This is a genomic window from Providencia sp. PROV236 (assembly GCF_033676985.1).
In the GTDB taxonomy this organism is placed as follows: Bacteria; Pseudomonadota; Gammaproteobacteria; order Enterobacterales; family Enterobacteriaceae; genus Providencia; species Providencia manganoxydans.
Genome location: NZ_CP096297.1, coordinates 37083 through 54005, shown reverse-complemented (window position 1 = coordinate 54005; position 16923 = coordinate 37083). Strand labels below are relative to the sequence as shown.

Genomic DNA, 16923 nt, shown 5'->3' with positions numbered 1-16923 from the left:
GGGAGTACAAAAAGTTATGTCTGTATCCCTTTATGACAACAAGCACGCGGTAAAGCTGTTGTCTCTTCAGCTAATAACTTTTGTTATCCTCAGTGGGGCTTTCTGTGCAAATAGTATAGAATGGGGGGCCTCTGCTCTTGCGGGTGGTTTAGCATGCTGGTTACCAAATATCGTATTTATGCTGCTAACCCACTTCCAGAAAGCAAAAGAAGAGGATGAACCTGTCCGCATTGCCTGGTTCTTTGCATTAGGAGCAGGGTTAAAGGTTGTGACAACCATAACTGTGTTAGTTGTTGCTTTCGGTGTGTTTAAAGCGTCATTAACACCACTGGGTTTGACCTATTTAGCGGTGCTAATTGTTCAGATTGTTGCACCAGCCGTTTTTAAACGGTAAGTATTTTTAAACTACAAAAGGGTAAGAGGCATCATGTCTGCATCAGGAGAAGTGATGACTACAAATGAGTACATAGGTCACCACCTGAGAAACCTTCAGTTGGATCTAAGTACCTTTAAGTTGGTCGATCCCCACGCTAGTCCAACGTTCTGGACGTTGAACATTGACTCGCTTTTTTTCTCGGTAGTTCTCGGGGCATTGTTCCTGTGGCTATTTAGAAAAGTTGCTGTCAATGCGACTAGTGGCGTACCCGGTAAGTTACAGACTGCAATAGAACTGATCATTGGTTTCGTTGATAACTCAGTCCGTGATATGTATCACGGTAAGAGCAAAGTTATTGCCCCTCTGGCTTTAACCGTGTTCGTCTGGGTATTTTTAATGAACCTTATGGATTTACTCCCTATCGATTTCCTTCCGTATATTGCTGAGCATTATCTCGGGTTACCTGCATTACGTGCAGTACCAACCGCAGATGTTAGTGTCACTTTATCGATGGCGATTGGTGTGTTTATCCTGATCCTCTTCTACAGCATTAAGATGAAAGGAATTGGTGGATTTACGAAAGAGTTGACTCTTCAACCTTTTAATCATCCAGTCTTTATTCCTATCAACTTAATTCTTGAAGGGGTAAGCCTGCTGTCAAAACCTGTATCACTCGGTCTGCGACTGTTTGGTAACATGTATGCAGGTGAATTGATCTTTATTCTTATCGCTGGTCTGCTACCGTGGTGGTCACAGTGGTTGCTAAGCCTACCTTGGGCTATCTTCCACATACTGATTATTACGCTACAAGCCTTTATATTTATGGTTCTGACTGTTGTCTATCTATCGATGGCATCTGAAGAACATTAATTTCACTATTAATATTGTCTTAACTGAAACAAACTGGAGACTGTCATGGAAAACCTGAATATGGATCTGCTGTACATGGCTGCTGCTATTATGATGGGCTTAGCGGCGATCGGTGCTGCGATCGGTATCGGCATCCTAGGTGGTAAATTTTTAGAAGGTGCTGCTCGTCAGCCGGATTTAATTCCTCTGCTGCGTACTCAGTTCTTTATCGTTATGGGTCTTGTTGATGCTATTCCGATGATTGCTGTTGGTCTGGGCTTGTATGTAATGTTCGCTGTTGCCTAACTTTTGTTACAGAACACTAAGAACATTAACTCATTAATTAACAAGAGGTATTGTCTGTGAATCTAAATGCAACAATCCTCGGCCAGGCTATCGCGTTTGTCCTGTTTGTTTGGTTCTGTATGAAGTATGTATGGCCACCGATTATGGCGGCCATAGAAAAACGTCAAAAAGAAATTGCTGATGGTTTATCTTCCGCAGAACGTGCTAAAAAGAACCTGGAACTGGCGCAAACCGACGCAACCGACCGACTGAAAAAAGCGAAAGCAGAAGCTCAAGTCATCATCGAGCAAGCGAATAAACAACGCAACCAGATGATTGAAGAAGCCAAAGCAGAAGCCGAAACAGAGCGTGCAAAAATCGTCGCACAAGCTCAAGCAGAAATTGATGCTGAGCGTAAACGTGCACGTGAAGAGCTACGTAAACAGGTTGCGATGCTTGCTGTCGCAGGTGCCGAGAAGATCATCGAACGTTCCGTGGATGAAGCTGCTAACAGCGACATCGTTGATAAACTAGTCGCTGAACTGTAAGGAGGGAGGGGCATGTCTGAAATCGCTACTGTAGCTCGCCCCTACGCCAAAGCAGCTTTTGACTTTGCTGTGGAAAACCAGTCTGTTGAAAAGTGGCAGAATATGCTGGCCTTCACCTCTGAGGTGACGCGCAATGAACAGGTTGGTGAGTTACTTTCTGGTTCTATTGCATCAGAAAGATTAGCTAAAACGTTTATCTCTGTTTGTGGAGATGAAATTGACGAGCATGTTCAAAATCTGATTCGAATTATGGCTGAAAATGGGCGTCTAAGTACGCTACCAGAAGTGCTGGCTCAGTTTATTCAACTGCGTGACGCTCTGGAATCAACGATTGAAGTTGATGTTATTTCTGCCAGCGAATTGAATGAACAGCAGTTAGCCAAAATTTCTGCAGCGATGGAAAAACGTCTGTCACGCAAAGTTAAGCTGAATTGCAAAATTGATAAGTCTGTTATCTCTGGAGTGATTATTCGTGCGGGAGATCTCGTCATTGATGGGAGTATCCGCGGTCGCTTAGATCGTCTAACAGACGTCTTGCAGTCTTAAGGGGACTGGAGCATATGCAACTGAATTCCACCGAAATCAGCGAACTGATCAAACAGCGTATTGCTCAGTTCGATGTTGTGAGTGAAGCTCACAATGAAGGTACGATTGTATCCGTCAATGACGGTATCATTCGTATTCACGGCTTAGCCGAAGTTATGCAGGGTGAAATGATCGCGCTGCCTGGCAACCGTTACGCAATTGCACTGAACTTGGAGCGCGACTCCGTTGGTGCTGTAGTTATGGGCCCTTATGCTGACCTAGCGGAAGGCATGAAGGTTAAATGTACTGGTCGTATTCTTGAAGTTCCAGTTGGCCGTGGCCTGCTTGGACGTGTTGTGAATACACTAGGTCAACCAATTGATGGTAAAGGCCCTGTCGAAAACGATGGCTTCTCTCCAATTGAAGTTATCGCTCCAGGTGTTATCGAGCGTCAATCCGTTGATCAGCCGGTACAAACTGGTTATAAATCAGTCGATGCAATGATCCCAATCGGTCGTGGACAGCGTGAGCTTGTTATCGGTGACCGTCAAACAGGTAAAACTGCTTTGGCTATCGATGCAATCATCAACCAACGCGATTCTGGTATCAAATGTGTTTACGTCGCTATTGGTCAAAAAGCATCAACTGTTGCTAACGTAGTTCGTAAGCTTGAAGAACACGGCGCACTGGCAAATACCATTGTTGTTGTTGCTACTGCATCTGAATCAGCAGCACTGCAATACCTGTCAGCCTATGCAGGCTGCGCAATGGGTGAATATTTCCGTGACCGCGGTGAAGATGCTCTGATTGTTTATGATGATCTGTCTAAACAAGCCGTTGCATACCGTCAAATTTCACTGTTGCTACGTCGTCCACCTGGACGTGAAGCATACCCAGGTGATGTTTTCTATCTGCATTCCCGTTTACTTGAGCGTGCTGCTCGTGTTAACGCTGAATACGTTGAAGCATTCACTAAAGGTGAAGTTAAAGGCCAGACTGGTTCATTGACAGCATTGCCTATCATTGAAACTCAAGGCGGTGACGTTTCTGCATTCGTTCCGACTAACGTAATTTCAATTACAGATGGTCAGATCTTCCTGGAATCTAACCTGTTTAACTCTGGTATTCGTCCAGCGGTTAACCCGGGTATTTCAGTATCTCGTGTTGGTGGTGCTGCTCAGACTAAAATTATCAAGAAATTGTCTGGTGGTATCCGTACTGCACTTGCTCAATATCGTGAACTGGCAGCATTTGCTCAGTTTGCTTCAGACCTTGATGATGCAACGCGTAAGCAGTTGAGCCACGGTCAAAAAGTAACTGAATTGCTGAAACAGAAACAATATGCACCTATGTCAGTAGCAGAACAAGCATTGTCTCTGTTTGCGGCAGAACGTGGATTCTTGGATGATGTTGAACTAGCGAAAATTGGTGCGTTTGAAGCTGCATTAGTTTCTTATGCACTGCGCGAGCATGCTGACCTTATGAAACAAATCGGCCCGGCGGGTAACTATAACGATGATATCGAAGCTAAGTTGAAACAACTGCTCGAATCATTTAAAGCAACCCAGTCCTGGTAATACTATTCGGCCCATGAATTTTTATGGGCCGTCTGGTTAAATAAGGAGAAGCAGAAATGGCCGGCGCAAAAGAGATACGTTCCAAGATCGCCAGCGTGCAAAACACGCAGAAGATCACTAAAGCGATGGAAATGGTCGCTGCGTCCAAAATGCGTAAATCGCAGGAACGCATGGCGGCCAGCCGTCCTTATGCAGAGACCATGCGCAGTGTAATTGGTCACTTAGCATTAGGTAATCTGGAATATAAACATCCATATCTCGAAGAGCGTGAAGTTAAGCGTGTCGGGTATCTGGTTGTTTCTACAGACCGTGGTTTGTGTGGTGGCTTGAACATTAACTTGTTCAAAAAACTATTAGCAGACATGAAAACATGGTCTGAAAAAAACGTTCAAGTTGATTTGGCTTTGATCGGTTCTAAAGCAGTGTCATTCTTTGGATCTGTTGGTGGCAATGTTGTCACTCAGGTTACAGGGATGGGTGATAACCCTACACTGTCTGATTTGATCGGCCCAGTTAACTCTATGCTACAAGCCTATGATGAAGGGCGTTTGGATAAACTGTATGTGGTGACTAACAAGTTCATCAATACAATGTCTCAAGAGCCGACTATTCTTCAATTACTGCCATTACCTGCAAGTAATGATGAGACATTGAAGAAGAAATCTTGGGATTATATATACGAACCCGATCCTAAGGCGTTGCTGGATACCCTGCTGCGTCGTTATATCGAGTCGCAGGTTTATCAGGGCGTCGTTGAAAACCTGGCTAGTGAGCAGGCCGCACGAATGGTAGCAATGAAAGCTGCTACTGATAATGGTGGAAACCTGATCAAAGAGTTGCAGTTGGTTTACAACAAAGCTCGTCAGGCCAGCATTACTCAGGAGCTTACCGAAATCGTTTCGGGTGCATCCGCGGTTTAACAGCTAGGTTTACGAATTACGTAGAGGATTCAAGATGGCTACTGGAAAGATTATCCAGGTAATCGGCGCCGTTGTGGACGTCGAGTTCCCTCAAGATGCAGTACCAAAAGTGTACGACGCTCTTGAGGTTATGAACGGTAAAGAAAAATTGGTGCTGGAAGTTCAGCAACAATTAGGCGGTGGTGTTGTCCGTTGTATCGCAATGGGGACATCCGATGGTCTGAGCCGTGGTTTACAAGTAACAAACTTAGATCACCCAATTGAAGTACCAGTAGGTAAAGCAACGCTAGGACGTATCATGAACGTTCTGGGCGACCCTATTGATATGAAAGGTGATATCGGCGAAGAAGAGCGTTGGTCTATCCACCGCGCTGCACCAAGCTACGAAGAGCTTTCAAGCTCTACAGAACTACTTGAAACTGGTATCAAAGTAATGGACTTGATTTGTCCATTCGCTAAAGGTGGTAAAGTTGGTCTGTTCGGTGGTGCGGGTGTTGGTAAAACAGTAAACATGATGGAACTTATCCGTAACATCGCGATTGAGCACTCAGGTTACTCAGTATTCGCAGGTGTTGGTGAGCGTACCCGTGAAGGTAACGACTTCTATCATGAAATGACCGATTCTAACGTTCTTGACAAAGTATCACTGGTTTACGGACAAATGAATGAGCCACCAGGAAACCGTCTTCGCGTAGCGTTGACTGGTCTGACTATGGCTGAGAAATTCCGTGATGAAGGCCGTGATGTTCTGTTGTTCGTGGATAACATCTATCGTTATACACTGGCAGGTACAGAAGTATCCGCTCTATTAGGTCGTATGCCATCAGCAGTAGGTTATCAGCCAACGCTAGCAGAAGAGATGGGTGTTCTTCAAGAACGTATCACTTCGACTAAGACTGGTTCTATCACCTCTGTACAGGCTGTTTACGTACCTGCGGATGACTTGACTGACCCATCACCAGCAACAACCTTTGCTCACTTGGACGCAACAGTGGTTCTGAGCCGTCAAATCGCATCTCTGGGTATTTACCCTGCGGTTGACCCTCTGGATTCTACTAGCCGTCAGCTTGATCCACTCATCGTTGGTCAAGAGCACTATGATGTTGCACGTGGCGTTCAGTCTATCCTTCAGCGTTACCAAGAGCTGAAAGACATCATTGCAATCCTAGGTATGGATGAATTGTCTGAAGAAGACAAACTGGTTGTTGCTCGTGCTCGTAAGATCCAGCGCTTCCTGTCTCAACCATTCTTCGTTGCTGAAGTCTTTACTGGTTCACCAGGTAAGTTCGTTTCCCTGAAAGACACTATTCGTGGCTTCAGCGGTATTCTGAACGGCGATTACGACCACCTGCCAGAACAGGCGTTCTACATGGTTGGTACCATTGAAGAAGCTGTGGAAAAAGCGAAAAAGCTTTAATCTGGCTGACGGGAGGTTGATATGGTAGCTGCAATGACATACCACCTGAAAGTTGTCAGTGCTGAAAAACAGATGTTTGACGGTCTGGTACAAAAAGTTCAGGTGACAGGCAGTGAAGGTGAACTGGGTATTTACCCACAGCACACCCCTCTGCTGACTGCCATAAAACCGGGCATGGTACGTATTACTAAGCAGTTTGGTGAAGAAGAACTAATTTATCTCTCCGGCGGTATTTTAGAAGTTCAACCAAATGGTGTTATCGTACTGGCTGATACAGCTATCCGTGGTAAAGATTTAGATGAAGCCCGTGCGCTGGAATCTAAACGCAAAGCGGAAGAACATGTCCGTAAAGCTCACGGTGATGTTGATTATGCTCAAGCATCGGCAGAGCTTGCGAAAGCAATAGCGAAACTTCGAGTGATCGAGTTAACTAAAAAGCTGATGTAATGACGGCAGTATAAAGAAAAGCCAGTCGGTTAATCCCTGACTGGCTTTTTTATTTGTGCGAAATATGTAGTATTTTATGTAGGAAATAGGTTTACTTTCATCCCAAAGTTGGAGTTTCAGGAAATTATGACTGTGCAAAGAAAAAGTGTCGTCATTCTAGCTGCTGGTAAAGGCACTCGAATGTATTCAGAATTGCCTAAAGTCCTGCATTTATTGGCAGGAAAATCAATGGTTCAGCATGTTATTGATACCGCTAAATCTGTTGGGGCATCAGACATCCACCTTGTTTATGGTCATGGTGGTGATTTACTGAAAGAAAAATTGGGTGAGCAAAACCTTAATTGGGTATTGCAGGCTGAGCAATTAGGTACGGGCCATGCAATGCAACAAGCAGCACCAAACTTCCAAGATGATGAAGATATCATCATGCTTTATGGTGATGTTCCTCTGATTGCTCAAGATACCTTAAAACGCCTTGTTGATGCTAAGCCGGAAGGTGGTATTGGCTTATTAACGGTTATTTTAGATAACCCAACAGGCTATGGCCGCATCATTCGTGAAAATGGTGAAGTTGTTGGTATTGTTGAACAAAAAGATGCAACTGAAGAACAACGTCAGATCCAAGAAATCAATACTGGGATCATGGTTGCAAGTGGTAAAGATTTTAAACGTTGGTTAGCGCAGCTTGATAATAATAATGCCCAAGGTGAATATTACATCACTGACATTATTGCTTTAGCGCATAAAGAAGGTAACAAGATCGAAACCGTTCACCCTAGTCGCCTCAGCGAAATGGAAGGTGTTAACAACCGTTTGCAACTTGCTGCTCTTGAACGTATTTATCAAAAAGAACAAGCAGAAAAGCTATTACTTGCGGGTGTGATGTTAATTGACCCTGAACGTTTTGATATTCGCGGTACCTTAACGCATGGGCGCGATATTATCATTGATACTAACGTTATCATCGAAGGCCATGTCACTTTAGGCAATAACGTACATATCCAGTCAGGCTGTATTCTTAAAGATTGTGTGATTGGCGATAACTCAGTAATTAGCCCTTACTCGGTGATAGAAAACTCTGAATTATCGGCGGAATGTACTGTTGGTCCTTTTGCTCGTTTACGTCCAGGTGCTAAATTGGCAGCAAAAGCACATGTAGGCAACTTTGTTGAAATGAAGAATGCCTCGTTAGGCTTAGGTTCTAAAGCGGGTCATTTAAGCTATCTCGGTGATGCACAAATTGGCGATAACGTGAATATTGGTGCAGGTACGATTACCTGTAACTACGATGGCGCTAATAAACACAAAACAGTGATTGGTGATGATGTATTTGTTGGTTCAGATACGCAATTAGTTGCTCCTGTTTCCATTGCTAATGGTGTAACTATTGGTGCTGGTACAACGGTAACCCGTGATGTGAATGAAGGCGAACTCGTTGTGAGTCGTGTTAAGCAAGTTCATATCAAAAACTGGCAACGTCCAGTGAAGAAAAAATAAAAAATTTTAGGGGGAGATTATGTTTCTCCTCCGTTAGTTCTAGCCATATTTGAAATAATTCAGGATGTAGCTAGAACGCGGCATGAATATATAAATAATAAACCCCACTCTCTACAAAGGCTCGGGGCGCAGCAAAGCTGCAACAACAATCAGGTAGCGACATCATAAGGGCAGGAGCCCTTTGTTTAGGAATTAATTAATATGTGTGGAATTGTAGGTGCTGTCGCACAACGTGATATCGCAGAAATTCTAATAGAAGGCCTTCGTCGCCTTGAGTATCGTGGTTATGACTCTGCGGGTATGGCTGTAGTTGACCATGAAGGCCATCTTCAACGTTTGCGTGAAGTTGGTAAAGTTCAAATGCTGGCGGAAGAAGCAGAAAAAAATCCAGTATCAGGCGGAACCGGGATCGCGCATACTCGTTGGGCTACACATGGTGTTCCAAGCGAACGCAATGCTCATCCTCATACTTCTGGTTATATTGCTGTTGTTCATAACGGCATTATTGAAAACTACTTAGAACTGAAGGATGAGTTAAAACAACTTGGTTATGTGTTTAGCTCTGAAACAGATACTGAAGTGATTGCTCACCTTGTTCATCATGAGCAGCAAAAAGGTGGCTCTTTAGTTGAAGTGGTTCAGCGTGTTATTCCTCAATTACGTGGTGCTTACGGCACCGTGATCATGGATAGCCGTACTCCTGAATTATTAGTGGCGGCCCGTTCGGGAAGCCCATTAGTGATAGGTCTGGGTGTTGGTGAAAACTTCCTAGCATCAGATCAGCTTGCTTTATTGCCAGTTACTCGCCGTTTTATTTACCTTGAAGAAGGGGATGTTGCTGAAGTTACACGCCGTACAGTACGTGTATTTGATCAGCAAGGGGAAGCGGTTGAACGTGAGCAAATTGAATCAAACGTTCAATACGATGCAGGTGATAAAGGTGTTTACCGTCACTATATGCAAAAAGAGATCTATGAACAACCAATGGCAATTAAAAACACCCTAGAAGGGCGTTTTAGTCAAAGTAATGGTATCGATCTCAGTGAATTAGGCCCTAAAGCAGCTGAAATTTTATCGCAAGTTGAGCATATTCAAATTGTTGCTTGTGGTACCTCTTACAACGCTGGAATGGTTGCTCGTTACTGGTTTGAATCTCTAGCTGGTATCCCTTGTGATGTGGAAATCGCTTCTGAATATCGCTACCGTAAACCTGCCCATCGTAAAGGTAGCTTGATGATCACACTTTCACAATCAGGTGAAACAGCTGATACATTGGCGGCATTACGTTTATCTAAAGAATTAGGTTATTTGACGTCTCTTGCGGTGTGTAACGTATCAGGTTCTTCATTGGTTCGTGAATCAGACTTTGCACTCATGACTAAAGCAGGTGCAGAGATTGGTGTTGCTTCAACTAAAGCGTTTACTACACAGTTAACTGTGTTGCTGATGCTAGTGGCATATATGGGACGCATTAAAGGCGGTGATCCTGCATTAGAGCAAGATATTGCTAATGCTCTGCATGCATTACCTGCACGTATCGAAAGTATGTTATCTCACGATAAAGTGATTGAAGCGCTGGCGGAAGATTTTTCTGATAAAAACCATGCTTTGTTCCTTGGTCGTGGTGAGCAATACCCAATTGCGGTTGAGGGTGCGCTGAAACTTAAAGAGATCTCTTATATTCACGCTGAAGCGTATGCGGCAGGTGAATTGAAGCATGGCCCTCTAGCGTTAATTGATGCGGATATGCCAGTCATTATAATCGCGCCAAACAACGAACTGTTAGAAAAATTAAAATCTAACATTGAAGAGGTTCGCGCTCGTGGTGGCTTACTATACGTATTTGCTGATCAAGATGCTGGTTTTGAGGAGAGTGAAAATATGAAAATTATTCCTCTACCTCATGTTGAAGAACTGATTGCCCCAATTTTCTATACAGTGCCTCTACAGTTGTTGTCTTACCATGTTGCATTGATTAAAGGTACTGATGTTGACCAACCACGTAATTTGGCTAAATCGGTAACGGTTGAGTAACTTCTTAAATAATATGAATAAACCAAATCCGATTATGCAGCTGAGCGCATAATCGGATTTATTTATATTTACAGCCTTTTTAGTAGGTCTAAATTTACATTAATTGTCGGTAAGAATGGCGAAAAATGATGTTTTGTTGTTTTATAAGGCAATAGCTTGTTTTGATATAAAATGGCTTCAAAAATTTTTTGTATATCATAAGGTTTATCAGAGTTTTGGTAGTTAACTTTGACTCGGTTATCTTGGTAACTCAGTAATATACAAGGTAATAGCGACAAATTTAGTTGTTTAGCGACTTGGTAGCGATGGTTGCCATCCATAATAATACCTGTGTGTATTTCACATGGAATTGGTGTTGTCCAAGTCCCGTCACAGGCAATTTTGTGACTCAGATAATCAATATGCCGTTCATCTGTTTCTTCTGATGAGCAAAGAAATTGTATTGGTTTTAATTCAATATGGTAGGTATTGCTAGCCATAACATCACCCTCCTTAAAAAAAGCTACTTATTCTCTAAGCTTACAAAGTATCCAGGTTCATAAGGAATAGATAAAAATTTTTCATAGAATATTTTAAAAGTGTCATCTGCATTTAAATCAGCAAATATCTCTGGATGGATCCAGTGTGCGAGCTGCTGTATGGCAATAAAATCGTAAGGGCTATTATAAAATTGATGCCAAATAGCATAAAACTGTTGGTTTTTAACTGCATTACTGCCGGTATAAGCCGGTTTTTTTAAGTATTTCTCTAATTTTATTTTGGCTGCATTGAGGTCTTCATTGGGGCCTAAGCCAATCCAATCTCCTTCAGGCATAAACTTTGAAAAATTAGCACTGGTAATAACAATTTTATCTGGATCTGCGACAAGTACTTGTTCAGGGTTCATCATGTAGAATGTGTTAGGGGCATTTTTTGCACCAATATTGTCACCGCCAGCAAGCGAAACAAAGCGGCCAAAATTACCATCACCAAAAGTAAGGCAACATTCATCGGTATAACCGCCAATGCGTTCAATAAAAACTCTGGGTTTCTTTGGGGTGTTCTTTGCGAGTACATCACTAACTCGCTTTAATTGCTGTTCTCTAAATTCAATAAATTGCTCTGCGATTTTTTCTTCACCCCATAAAGCACCAAATAAGCGCATGGTAAGTGGCGTATTGTTTGATGGGTTATAGCGAAAATCAACATAGATAACCGGAATACCTGCTTTCTGTAATGCCTTATCGTGCCCTTGTTCTTCAATTGCAGTTTTTGCTTCGATATTCATAATGATGACATCTGGTTGCAAAGCTAACGCATGTTCTATGTTCAAAGAGCGTTTTTCTGTCCCACTGAATGTTGGGATATTTTTGAGTTGAGGAAAATGCTGACTATATTGACGCCATGTTGCAGGATCAGAAGTTTGCAGGTCGTTCCCCATTGCAACAATCCGTTTTGCAGGATTCTCTTTATCTAGCATGGCAACAAGATAAAGCATGCGGCCTTCGCCTAAAATGACTTTATTTACTGGAACGTTGACAGTAACTCTTCTATTTAAAATATCAGTAACAACAATAGGCTTTGCTGACGTGGCCGTAGAGAATAGCAAGGTAAAAGTAAACAATAACAGAGAGATTATTTTGCTAGATAGCTTATGTTTTCCTTTCATATTGTCCCTTATTTATGAGAATGTTTTATCAGTAAAATGATTGCAATTAAGGATGCGATATAACTAATTGAAACATAATAAAAAAGCCAATCTATTCCAGGAAATAGAATAAATATGCTTCCTAAGGCAATTCCTCCTATAGAGGCGAATTGATTGATACTTTGTGATAAACCAAGTACATAGCCTTGATATTCAGAAGATGTAGCAGAAGAGATTAATGCAGTGAGTATTGGTGTTGTTGCACCAAGTAAAATCCCCCAAAGCAAATACAGTAAGGCGAATCCCCAGATTATAGGGGTTATTGCTAGACCAATAACAACAATGATGCAGGCAAAGGTAATCCATTTTAAACGAATCAATGATACAGTTATGGATTGAAATTCGAACCATTTAGCCCATCGTTGGGCTGAGAGAATAACCCCCATAGCTTGTAGACCATAAATCAATCCAATAACCCAATAATCTATTGAGTAGGTATGATTAAGGTATAATGAAAAACTGGGGAGAGTGATCATTCGACTCATTAATAAAAGCCCCATTAACAATATAAGATGTTTCACTATTTGTTGAGGGCGGTATTTTTTTGAGTTGTTAGATGATTTTTTTGCCTGCATCACTGTATTTGTTTTTTTATCTGAAGGTAAAAAAACAAATACAGTGACAGCACAAACAGCGCAGAGTAGCCCTGCAATCATATTGATCCAAAAGAAATTGAGATAATCTAAGATTAACCCACCACACAGTGCTCCCAGTAAAGATCCGATATTTGTAGAGACTTGCAGGAAGGCAAAAAGTTGTGTTCGCTTTTTAGGCTCGGTGACTGAAACGCCATAAGCTTGAGCCGGAGCAATATACCCTGCGCAAGCTCCTTGCACAGTTCTCAATAATAAAATTAGCCAAGGGTCGTTACAAAATGATAATAAAATTTGGGTAATTGCTAAGCCAAGCAATGCACGGATCATCATTGCTTTATTACCCATTCGATCACCCATTCGCCCCCAAAATGTACTGGTTAACATGATCCCAGCCATTGGCGCGACATAAACCATCGTCAAAGCAAAAGACAATAGCCAATCTGAGCTATTATTTTGTAAATGAATAGGCCAAAAAGGCCCACTCATTTCCATCGCTCCCATTGAAATAAGTTGGATACCAAATAAGAACCCGATAATCAGATGGCTTTTCAGTAAATTCACTGTTTGTTCACCTGATATTGGGATAGATTTAGTTTACTGAAGGCTGGATGAGGAATGCTAGGATCTAGCCCTAGATAGCTCATACACCAGTTATATATTTCATTTGTATAAGGGAGCGGAATATTGAGATGCTCACCTATACGAACCAGTAAACTTAGCCCATAAGCAATATCTTCTTGAAATACTCGATGTTGTTTATTAAAAGCCCAACCATTTTGCTCACACTTTATTAATGGTAATTGGATCCCATGATAGGCTTCATTGGTACGCAGGATCGACCAAAGTGTTTTTGTGTCACCAATTTGGTTGGGATAGACTTCGCGTAATTCATCAATTAAGGATTTTACTGTAGCTAAAGAAATACCTGCGCAATTGACTAAATGTCGGCAAATAGCGAGTCGTTCTTCATCGCAACGCTGTAAATAATAGGCACTAAGTTCAGTGCAATCATTCCACCAGCAGATAGGCGATTCAAAATAGCTATTATGCCATTGAGCGTATGGGCCGATTAGCCCATAGATCACTGAGCTATGCATGATGGGGTTTGCTGGTGTTAGCGTAATTTCTAAATAATTATCGAGAATACTAATAGGAGGTGAATATAGCCTTGATAACCATTCATGAAGTCGCTTCTTATTGGTTTGATTTTCTCGATGATGAAAAGCAATAAATAATGCCGATTTTTCACCACCGAAACAGATTTTGACCCCAGGCTCTAACCCCCATGCAATATGAGGGACATCTTTCATTCCCCAAATCACGATATTAGGATTATCTTTAAAAAACTGTTCAGCAAGCCAGTCAAAGCCATTGATCCCAGGAATAGCCCCAATAAAAACAGTTTTATCAGAAGATAAATAAGGAGAGATAAAACGTAACCAGTTTGTTTGGCGGTGAGAAGGAACAGTAAGAATAATAATGTCGGCTTCAGGTATCACCTGTTGTGGTGAATGGGTTATTAGCTCTACAGGATAGTTTTTTATCTCGCCATTATTGTAATGAACGGACAGGATATTATTTTGTTGCTGGTGGCGTTCAACTGTTGTGGTATTTTGGGTGAGTAGTGATGCTTTTATATTAGGATATTGACTAAACAAAGCTACAGCAAGGTGGCCTGTTTGACCTCCACCACAAATCACTATATTAAGATGTTTGTCTTTGGACATCACTTCCCCCTTAGCTAGCTTTCTCTAATGAAATCGTATTAGTGAGCCAATAATTAAGCTGGTGAGATATATCAGGTGAGATCAGATTTCGAGCGCTGAGCCACTGCTCATTGAATACGGTGTTAAGGTATTTTTCACCGCCATCGGCAACGATGACAACAATATTACCGTGAATAGTATCGTTATTAATGAACTCTAAAGCTTTATAAACAATTCCGCCAGTTGAGCCTCCGACTAACAAACCATATTGGCTAGCAAGATATCGTGCCGTTTCAAATGCTTGAATATCTGAAACTTGTGCATTATGGTCAATACAGCTGTAGTCTAGTACTAACCCAACGACATCCCCTTCAGGGGTTCCTGTTCCTGATTGATAATAAGGTTTTCCTTGATGCCCAAAAACAATGGATCCCTCTGGTTCAACAGCAACTGTGATAGTTTGTGGATTATGTGACTTTAATCCTTGGGATACACCTGTTATTGAACCACCGGTACCAACGCAGCCTACATAAGCATCAATTCTGCCAATTTGTTCTATCAGTTCACAAACTAATGCAGCATAACCACCTGAATTTGCTGCATTGTCAGATTGATTCATAAATGTTGCATTGGGGAGCTGAGATGCGAGTTCATTCGCTAGGCGTTGGCGTTCGACAACAGCCACTTCATTTTCCTGATAGTTGCCTGTGACATAACGGATTTCAGCACCTAATGCTTTCATTATTGCGATTTTGTCAGGGGAGGCGTGATGATCAACAACAGCAATAAAATGCAAACCAAACTCGATGGCAGCAAGTGCAAGGCCTATTCCAGTATTGCCTGATGATGATTCTACGATGGTGCTTTTAGGTTTAATTTTTCCAGACTTAAGGCCAGCTATGACCATATTGCGAGCCATTCTGTCTTTCATACTTCCGCCGGGATTGTTCTTTTCTATTTTAAAAAATAGGGCACTTTTCTTATGGGGAATTGCAATACGTAAAATGGGCGTATTGCCTATCAAATCAGTGATTTTGCTGTAGATCATAAGCTTACCTATTTAGTGTCTTTGAAAAAGATAAACTGCCCAACATTGTTTTCCTGTGCATATAACCGACAAGGTATTGGGTGTCGATGAAATTGATTTTCAAGCAAATCCATTTGATATCCCGCAGTATTAACGAATCCTAATAAGTCACCTGCTTGGGGAAGGTTATTAAATAAAATAAGCCTGTGAGTAATAACGTCATCTTCTAAACAACTATGTCCCGCTATCCAAGCTCGGATAGGTTGTTGTTTTGCGTGCTTAGTAACAATATGAAAGGGGTCGATTAAAAACTCAGAGTTAAACCATGTTTCACAGGCGCTAAAACTACTGCCTTCAACAAATATAATAGGGTGTTTGGATTGCTGGCAGGTACGCACTACTCGAAATAGAGTGATAGCACTTTGATCGACAAGGCTACGGCCAGGTTCTATCGTTAGTGTGATATTTAGCCTATTAATGTATTGGGCTATAGTCTCATTATCCGTACATTGGCTTGTCAGTAAGGCGTTAAGCCATTGTTCGGCGGATTGTTCACTACCATAAGGATAAAAATCGGCTGGAATACAGTGATTTTGATAAGTTTCAGTAGTTTGATTATTAATCCAAGTTTGATAGTGTTCTGTTGGGACATATTGAATCGGTAGCCCACCTCCGATATCGATAGTTTGGATGTTAAGCCCTAATTGTTGGGATAATTCAATCAGTGGTAATATTTCGTGAAAAGCTTGCACCCGTGAGGTTAGTGTATAGCCACCTAAATGGAAGTGAATACCTTGCCATTGTAATTGATTATGTTGTTTAACTAATTTAAGAGCACTAACAAAAGCTGGGTATTTCATACCAAATCGTGAATGGCTTGAATGCGGTTGATAGCGCAATAATATTCTTGCTTTACGTGAATGAGATCCTAATAAACGCAGAATATCGTGTAGCTCTTCAAGGGAATCTACGACAATCAGCGAATGATGTAATATAAGTTGCCAGAGGAAATCATCTGTTTTGGCGGGCCCTGTCGCGCAGAGTTTTTCAGGTGAAATACCGTATTGGTAAGCGTCTCTCCATTCATGGAGGCTTGAAACATCAACGCCAATATTTTCTTCGATAGCTGTTTTGAGTAGGATATTTGATTGATTAACTTTTACGCCATATAAAATGCATCCTTTCACGTGATGTTCTTGAAAAACGGCTTTCAATTTTAGGATATTTTGTTTCATTGTATGAGGAAAAACTAAGTTCAATGGTGAACCATACCGCTTAATCAAGCCGACAAGCTGTTCATTATTAGCAAAACATAATTGATGAATTAGAGGATCCATAATAGGAGGAAGCTCTATTGGGGCGATTGTTTTTGCTGATAAAAGAGTAACAGTTGAGATATCGACTAAGCTAGTTTGATCCACCATGATTTTAC

17 protein-coding genes are annotated in these 16923 nt (G+C 41.7%); 11 read left to right on the top strand and 6 right to left on the bottom strand.

From position 1 onward, the window contains the following. The first annotated feature begins 16 nt into the window (after positions 1–16). From atpI to glmS, 11 genes are all read left to right on the top strand, one after another. On the top strand, positions 17–394 hold the full coding sequence (gene atpI, locus M1E96_RS00220) for a F0F1 ATP synthase subunit I (RefSeq protein WP_070929806.1): 378 nt from the start codon (positions 17–19) through the stop codon (positions 392–394). A 33-nt stretch (positions 395–427) separates the two neighbouring features. After that, on the top strand, positions 428–1246 hold the full coding sequence (gene atpB, locus M1E96_RS00215; protein WP_070929807.1) for a F0F1 ATP synthase subunit A: 819 nt from the start codon (positions 428–430) through the stop codon (positions 1244–1246). A 45-nt stretch (positions 1247–1291) separates the two neighbouring features. Then, the gene (gene atpE / locus M1E96_RS00210; protein WP_004393045.1) at positions 1292–1531 is read left to right on the top strand and encodes a F0F1 ATP synthase subunit C; all 240 of its coding nucleotides are present in this window, start codon (positions 1292–1294) and stop codon (positions 1529–1531) included. A gap of 56 nt (positions 1532–1587) precedes the next feature. Continuing rightward, positions 1588–2058, top strand: a complete 471-nt coding sequence (gene atpF / locus M1E96_RS00205) for a F0F1 ATP synthase subunit B (RefSeq protein WP_070929808.1) — start codon at positions 1588–1590, stop codon at positions 2056–2058. A gap of 12 nt (positions 2059–2070) precedes the next feature. Further along, a complete protein-coding gene (gene atpH / locus M1E96_RS00200) occupies positions 2071–2604 on the top strand; it encodes a F0F1 ATP synthase subunit delta (protein ID WP_070929809.1) in 534 nt (177 codons plus the stop codon). A 14-nt stretch (positions 2605–2618) separates the two neighbouring features. Next, on the top strand, positions 2619–4160 hold the full coding sequence (gene atpA, locus M1E96_RS00195; RefSeq protein ID WP_070929810.1) for a F0F1 ATP synthase subunit alpha: 1542 nt from the start codon (positions 2619–2621) through the stop codon (positions 4158–4160). A 56-nt stretch (positions 4161–4216) separates the two neighbouring features. Next, entirely contained in the window at positions 4217–5080 is an 864-nt protein-coding gene (gene atpG, locus M1E96_RS00190) for a F0F1 ATP synthase subunit gamma (RefSeq protein ID WP_272580853.1), read from the top strand. A gap of 34 nt (positions 5081–5114) precedes the next feature. Continuing rightward, positions 5115–6497 (top strand): F0F1 ATP synthase subunit beta, encoded by a 1383-nt coding sequence (gene atpD, locus M1E96_RS00185; RefSeq protein WP_070929811.1) that lies wholly within the window; start codon positions 5115–5117, stop codon positions 6495–6497. A gap of 21 nt (positions 6498–6518) precedes the next feature. Then, entirely contained in the window at positions 6519–6944 is a 426-nt protein-coding gene (locus tag M1E96_RS00180) for a F0F1 ATP synthase subunit epsilon (RefSeq protein WP_070929812.1), read from the top strand. A 126-nt stretch (positions 6945–7070) separates the two neighbouring features. After that, the gene (gene glmU, locus M1E96_RS00175) at positions 7071–8441 is read left to right on the top strand and encodes a bifunctional UDP-N-acetylglucosamine diphosphorylase/glucosamine-1-phosphate N-acetyltransferase GlmU (protein ID WP_272580852.1); all 1371 of its coding nucleotides are present in this window, start codon (positions 7071–7073) and stop codon (positions 8439–8441) included. Between the two features lie 201 nt (positions 8442–8642). Next, positions 8643–10475, top strand: a complete 1833-nt coding sequence (glmS, locus tag M1E96_RS00170) for a glutamine--fructose-6-phosphate transaminase (isomerizing) (protein ID WP_272580851.1) — start codon at positions 8643–8645, stop codon at positions 10473–10475. A gap of 68 nt (positions 10476–10543) precedes the next feature. On the opposite strand, the gene M1E96_RS00165 is transcribed toward glmS, so the two are convergent. The 6 genes from M1E96_RS00165 to M1E96_RS00140 are packed head-to-tail and all read right to left on the bottom strand — an operon-like array spanning position 10544 to position 16915. Next, entirely contained in the window at positions 10544–10954 is a 411-nt protein-coding gene (locus M1E96_RS00165) for a hypothetical protein (RefSeq protein WP_337979692.1), read from the bottom strand. Positions 10955–10977: 23 nt separating this feature from the next. Beyond that, on the bottom strand, positions 10978–12123 hold the full coding sequence (locus M1E96_RS00160) for an ABC transporter substrate-binding protein (RefSeq protein ID WP_272580847.1): 1146 nt from the start codon (positions 12121–12123) through the stop codon (positions 10978–10980). Positions 12124–12131: 8 nt separating this feature from the next. Then, positions 12132–13319: an MFS transporter gene (locus M1E96_RS00155; protein ID WP_337979691.1), complete on the bottom strand. Its 1188-nt coding sequence runs from the start codon at positions 13317–13319 to the stop codon at positions 12132–12134. Then, positions 13316–14485: an NAD/NADP octopine/nopaline dehydrogenase family protein gene (locus M1E96_RS00150; protein WP_369427320.1), complete on the bottom strand. Its 1170-nt coding sequence runs from the start codon at positions 14483–14485 to the stop codon at positions 13316–13318. Before M1E96_RS00150 ends, M1E96_RS00155 begins: the two co-directional genes overlap by 4 nt. Before the next feature lie 10 nt (positions 14486–14495). Next, positions 14496–15512 (bottom strand): PLP-dependent cysteine synthase family protein, encoded by a 1017-nt coding sequence (locus tag M1E96_RS00145; RefSeq protein WP_070929818.1) that lies wholly within the window; start codon positions 15510–15512, stop codon positions 14496–14498. Between the two features lie 8 nt (positions 15513–15520). Further along, positions 15521–16915, bottom strand: a complete 1395-nt coding sequence (locus M1E96_RS00140; protein WP_337979689.1) for a Y4yA family PLP-dependent enzyme — start codon at positions 16913–16915, stop codon at positions 15521–15523. Between the last annotated feature and the right edge of the window lie 8 nt (positions 16916–16923).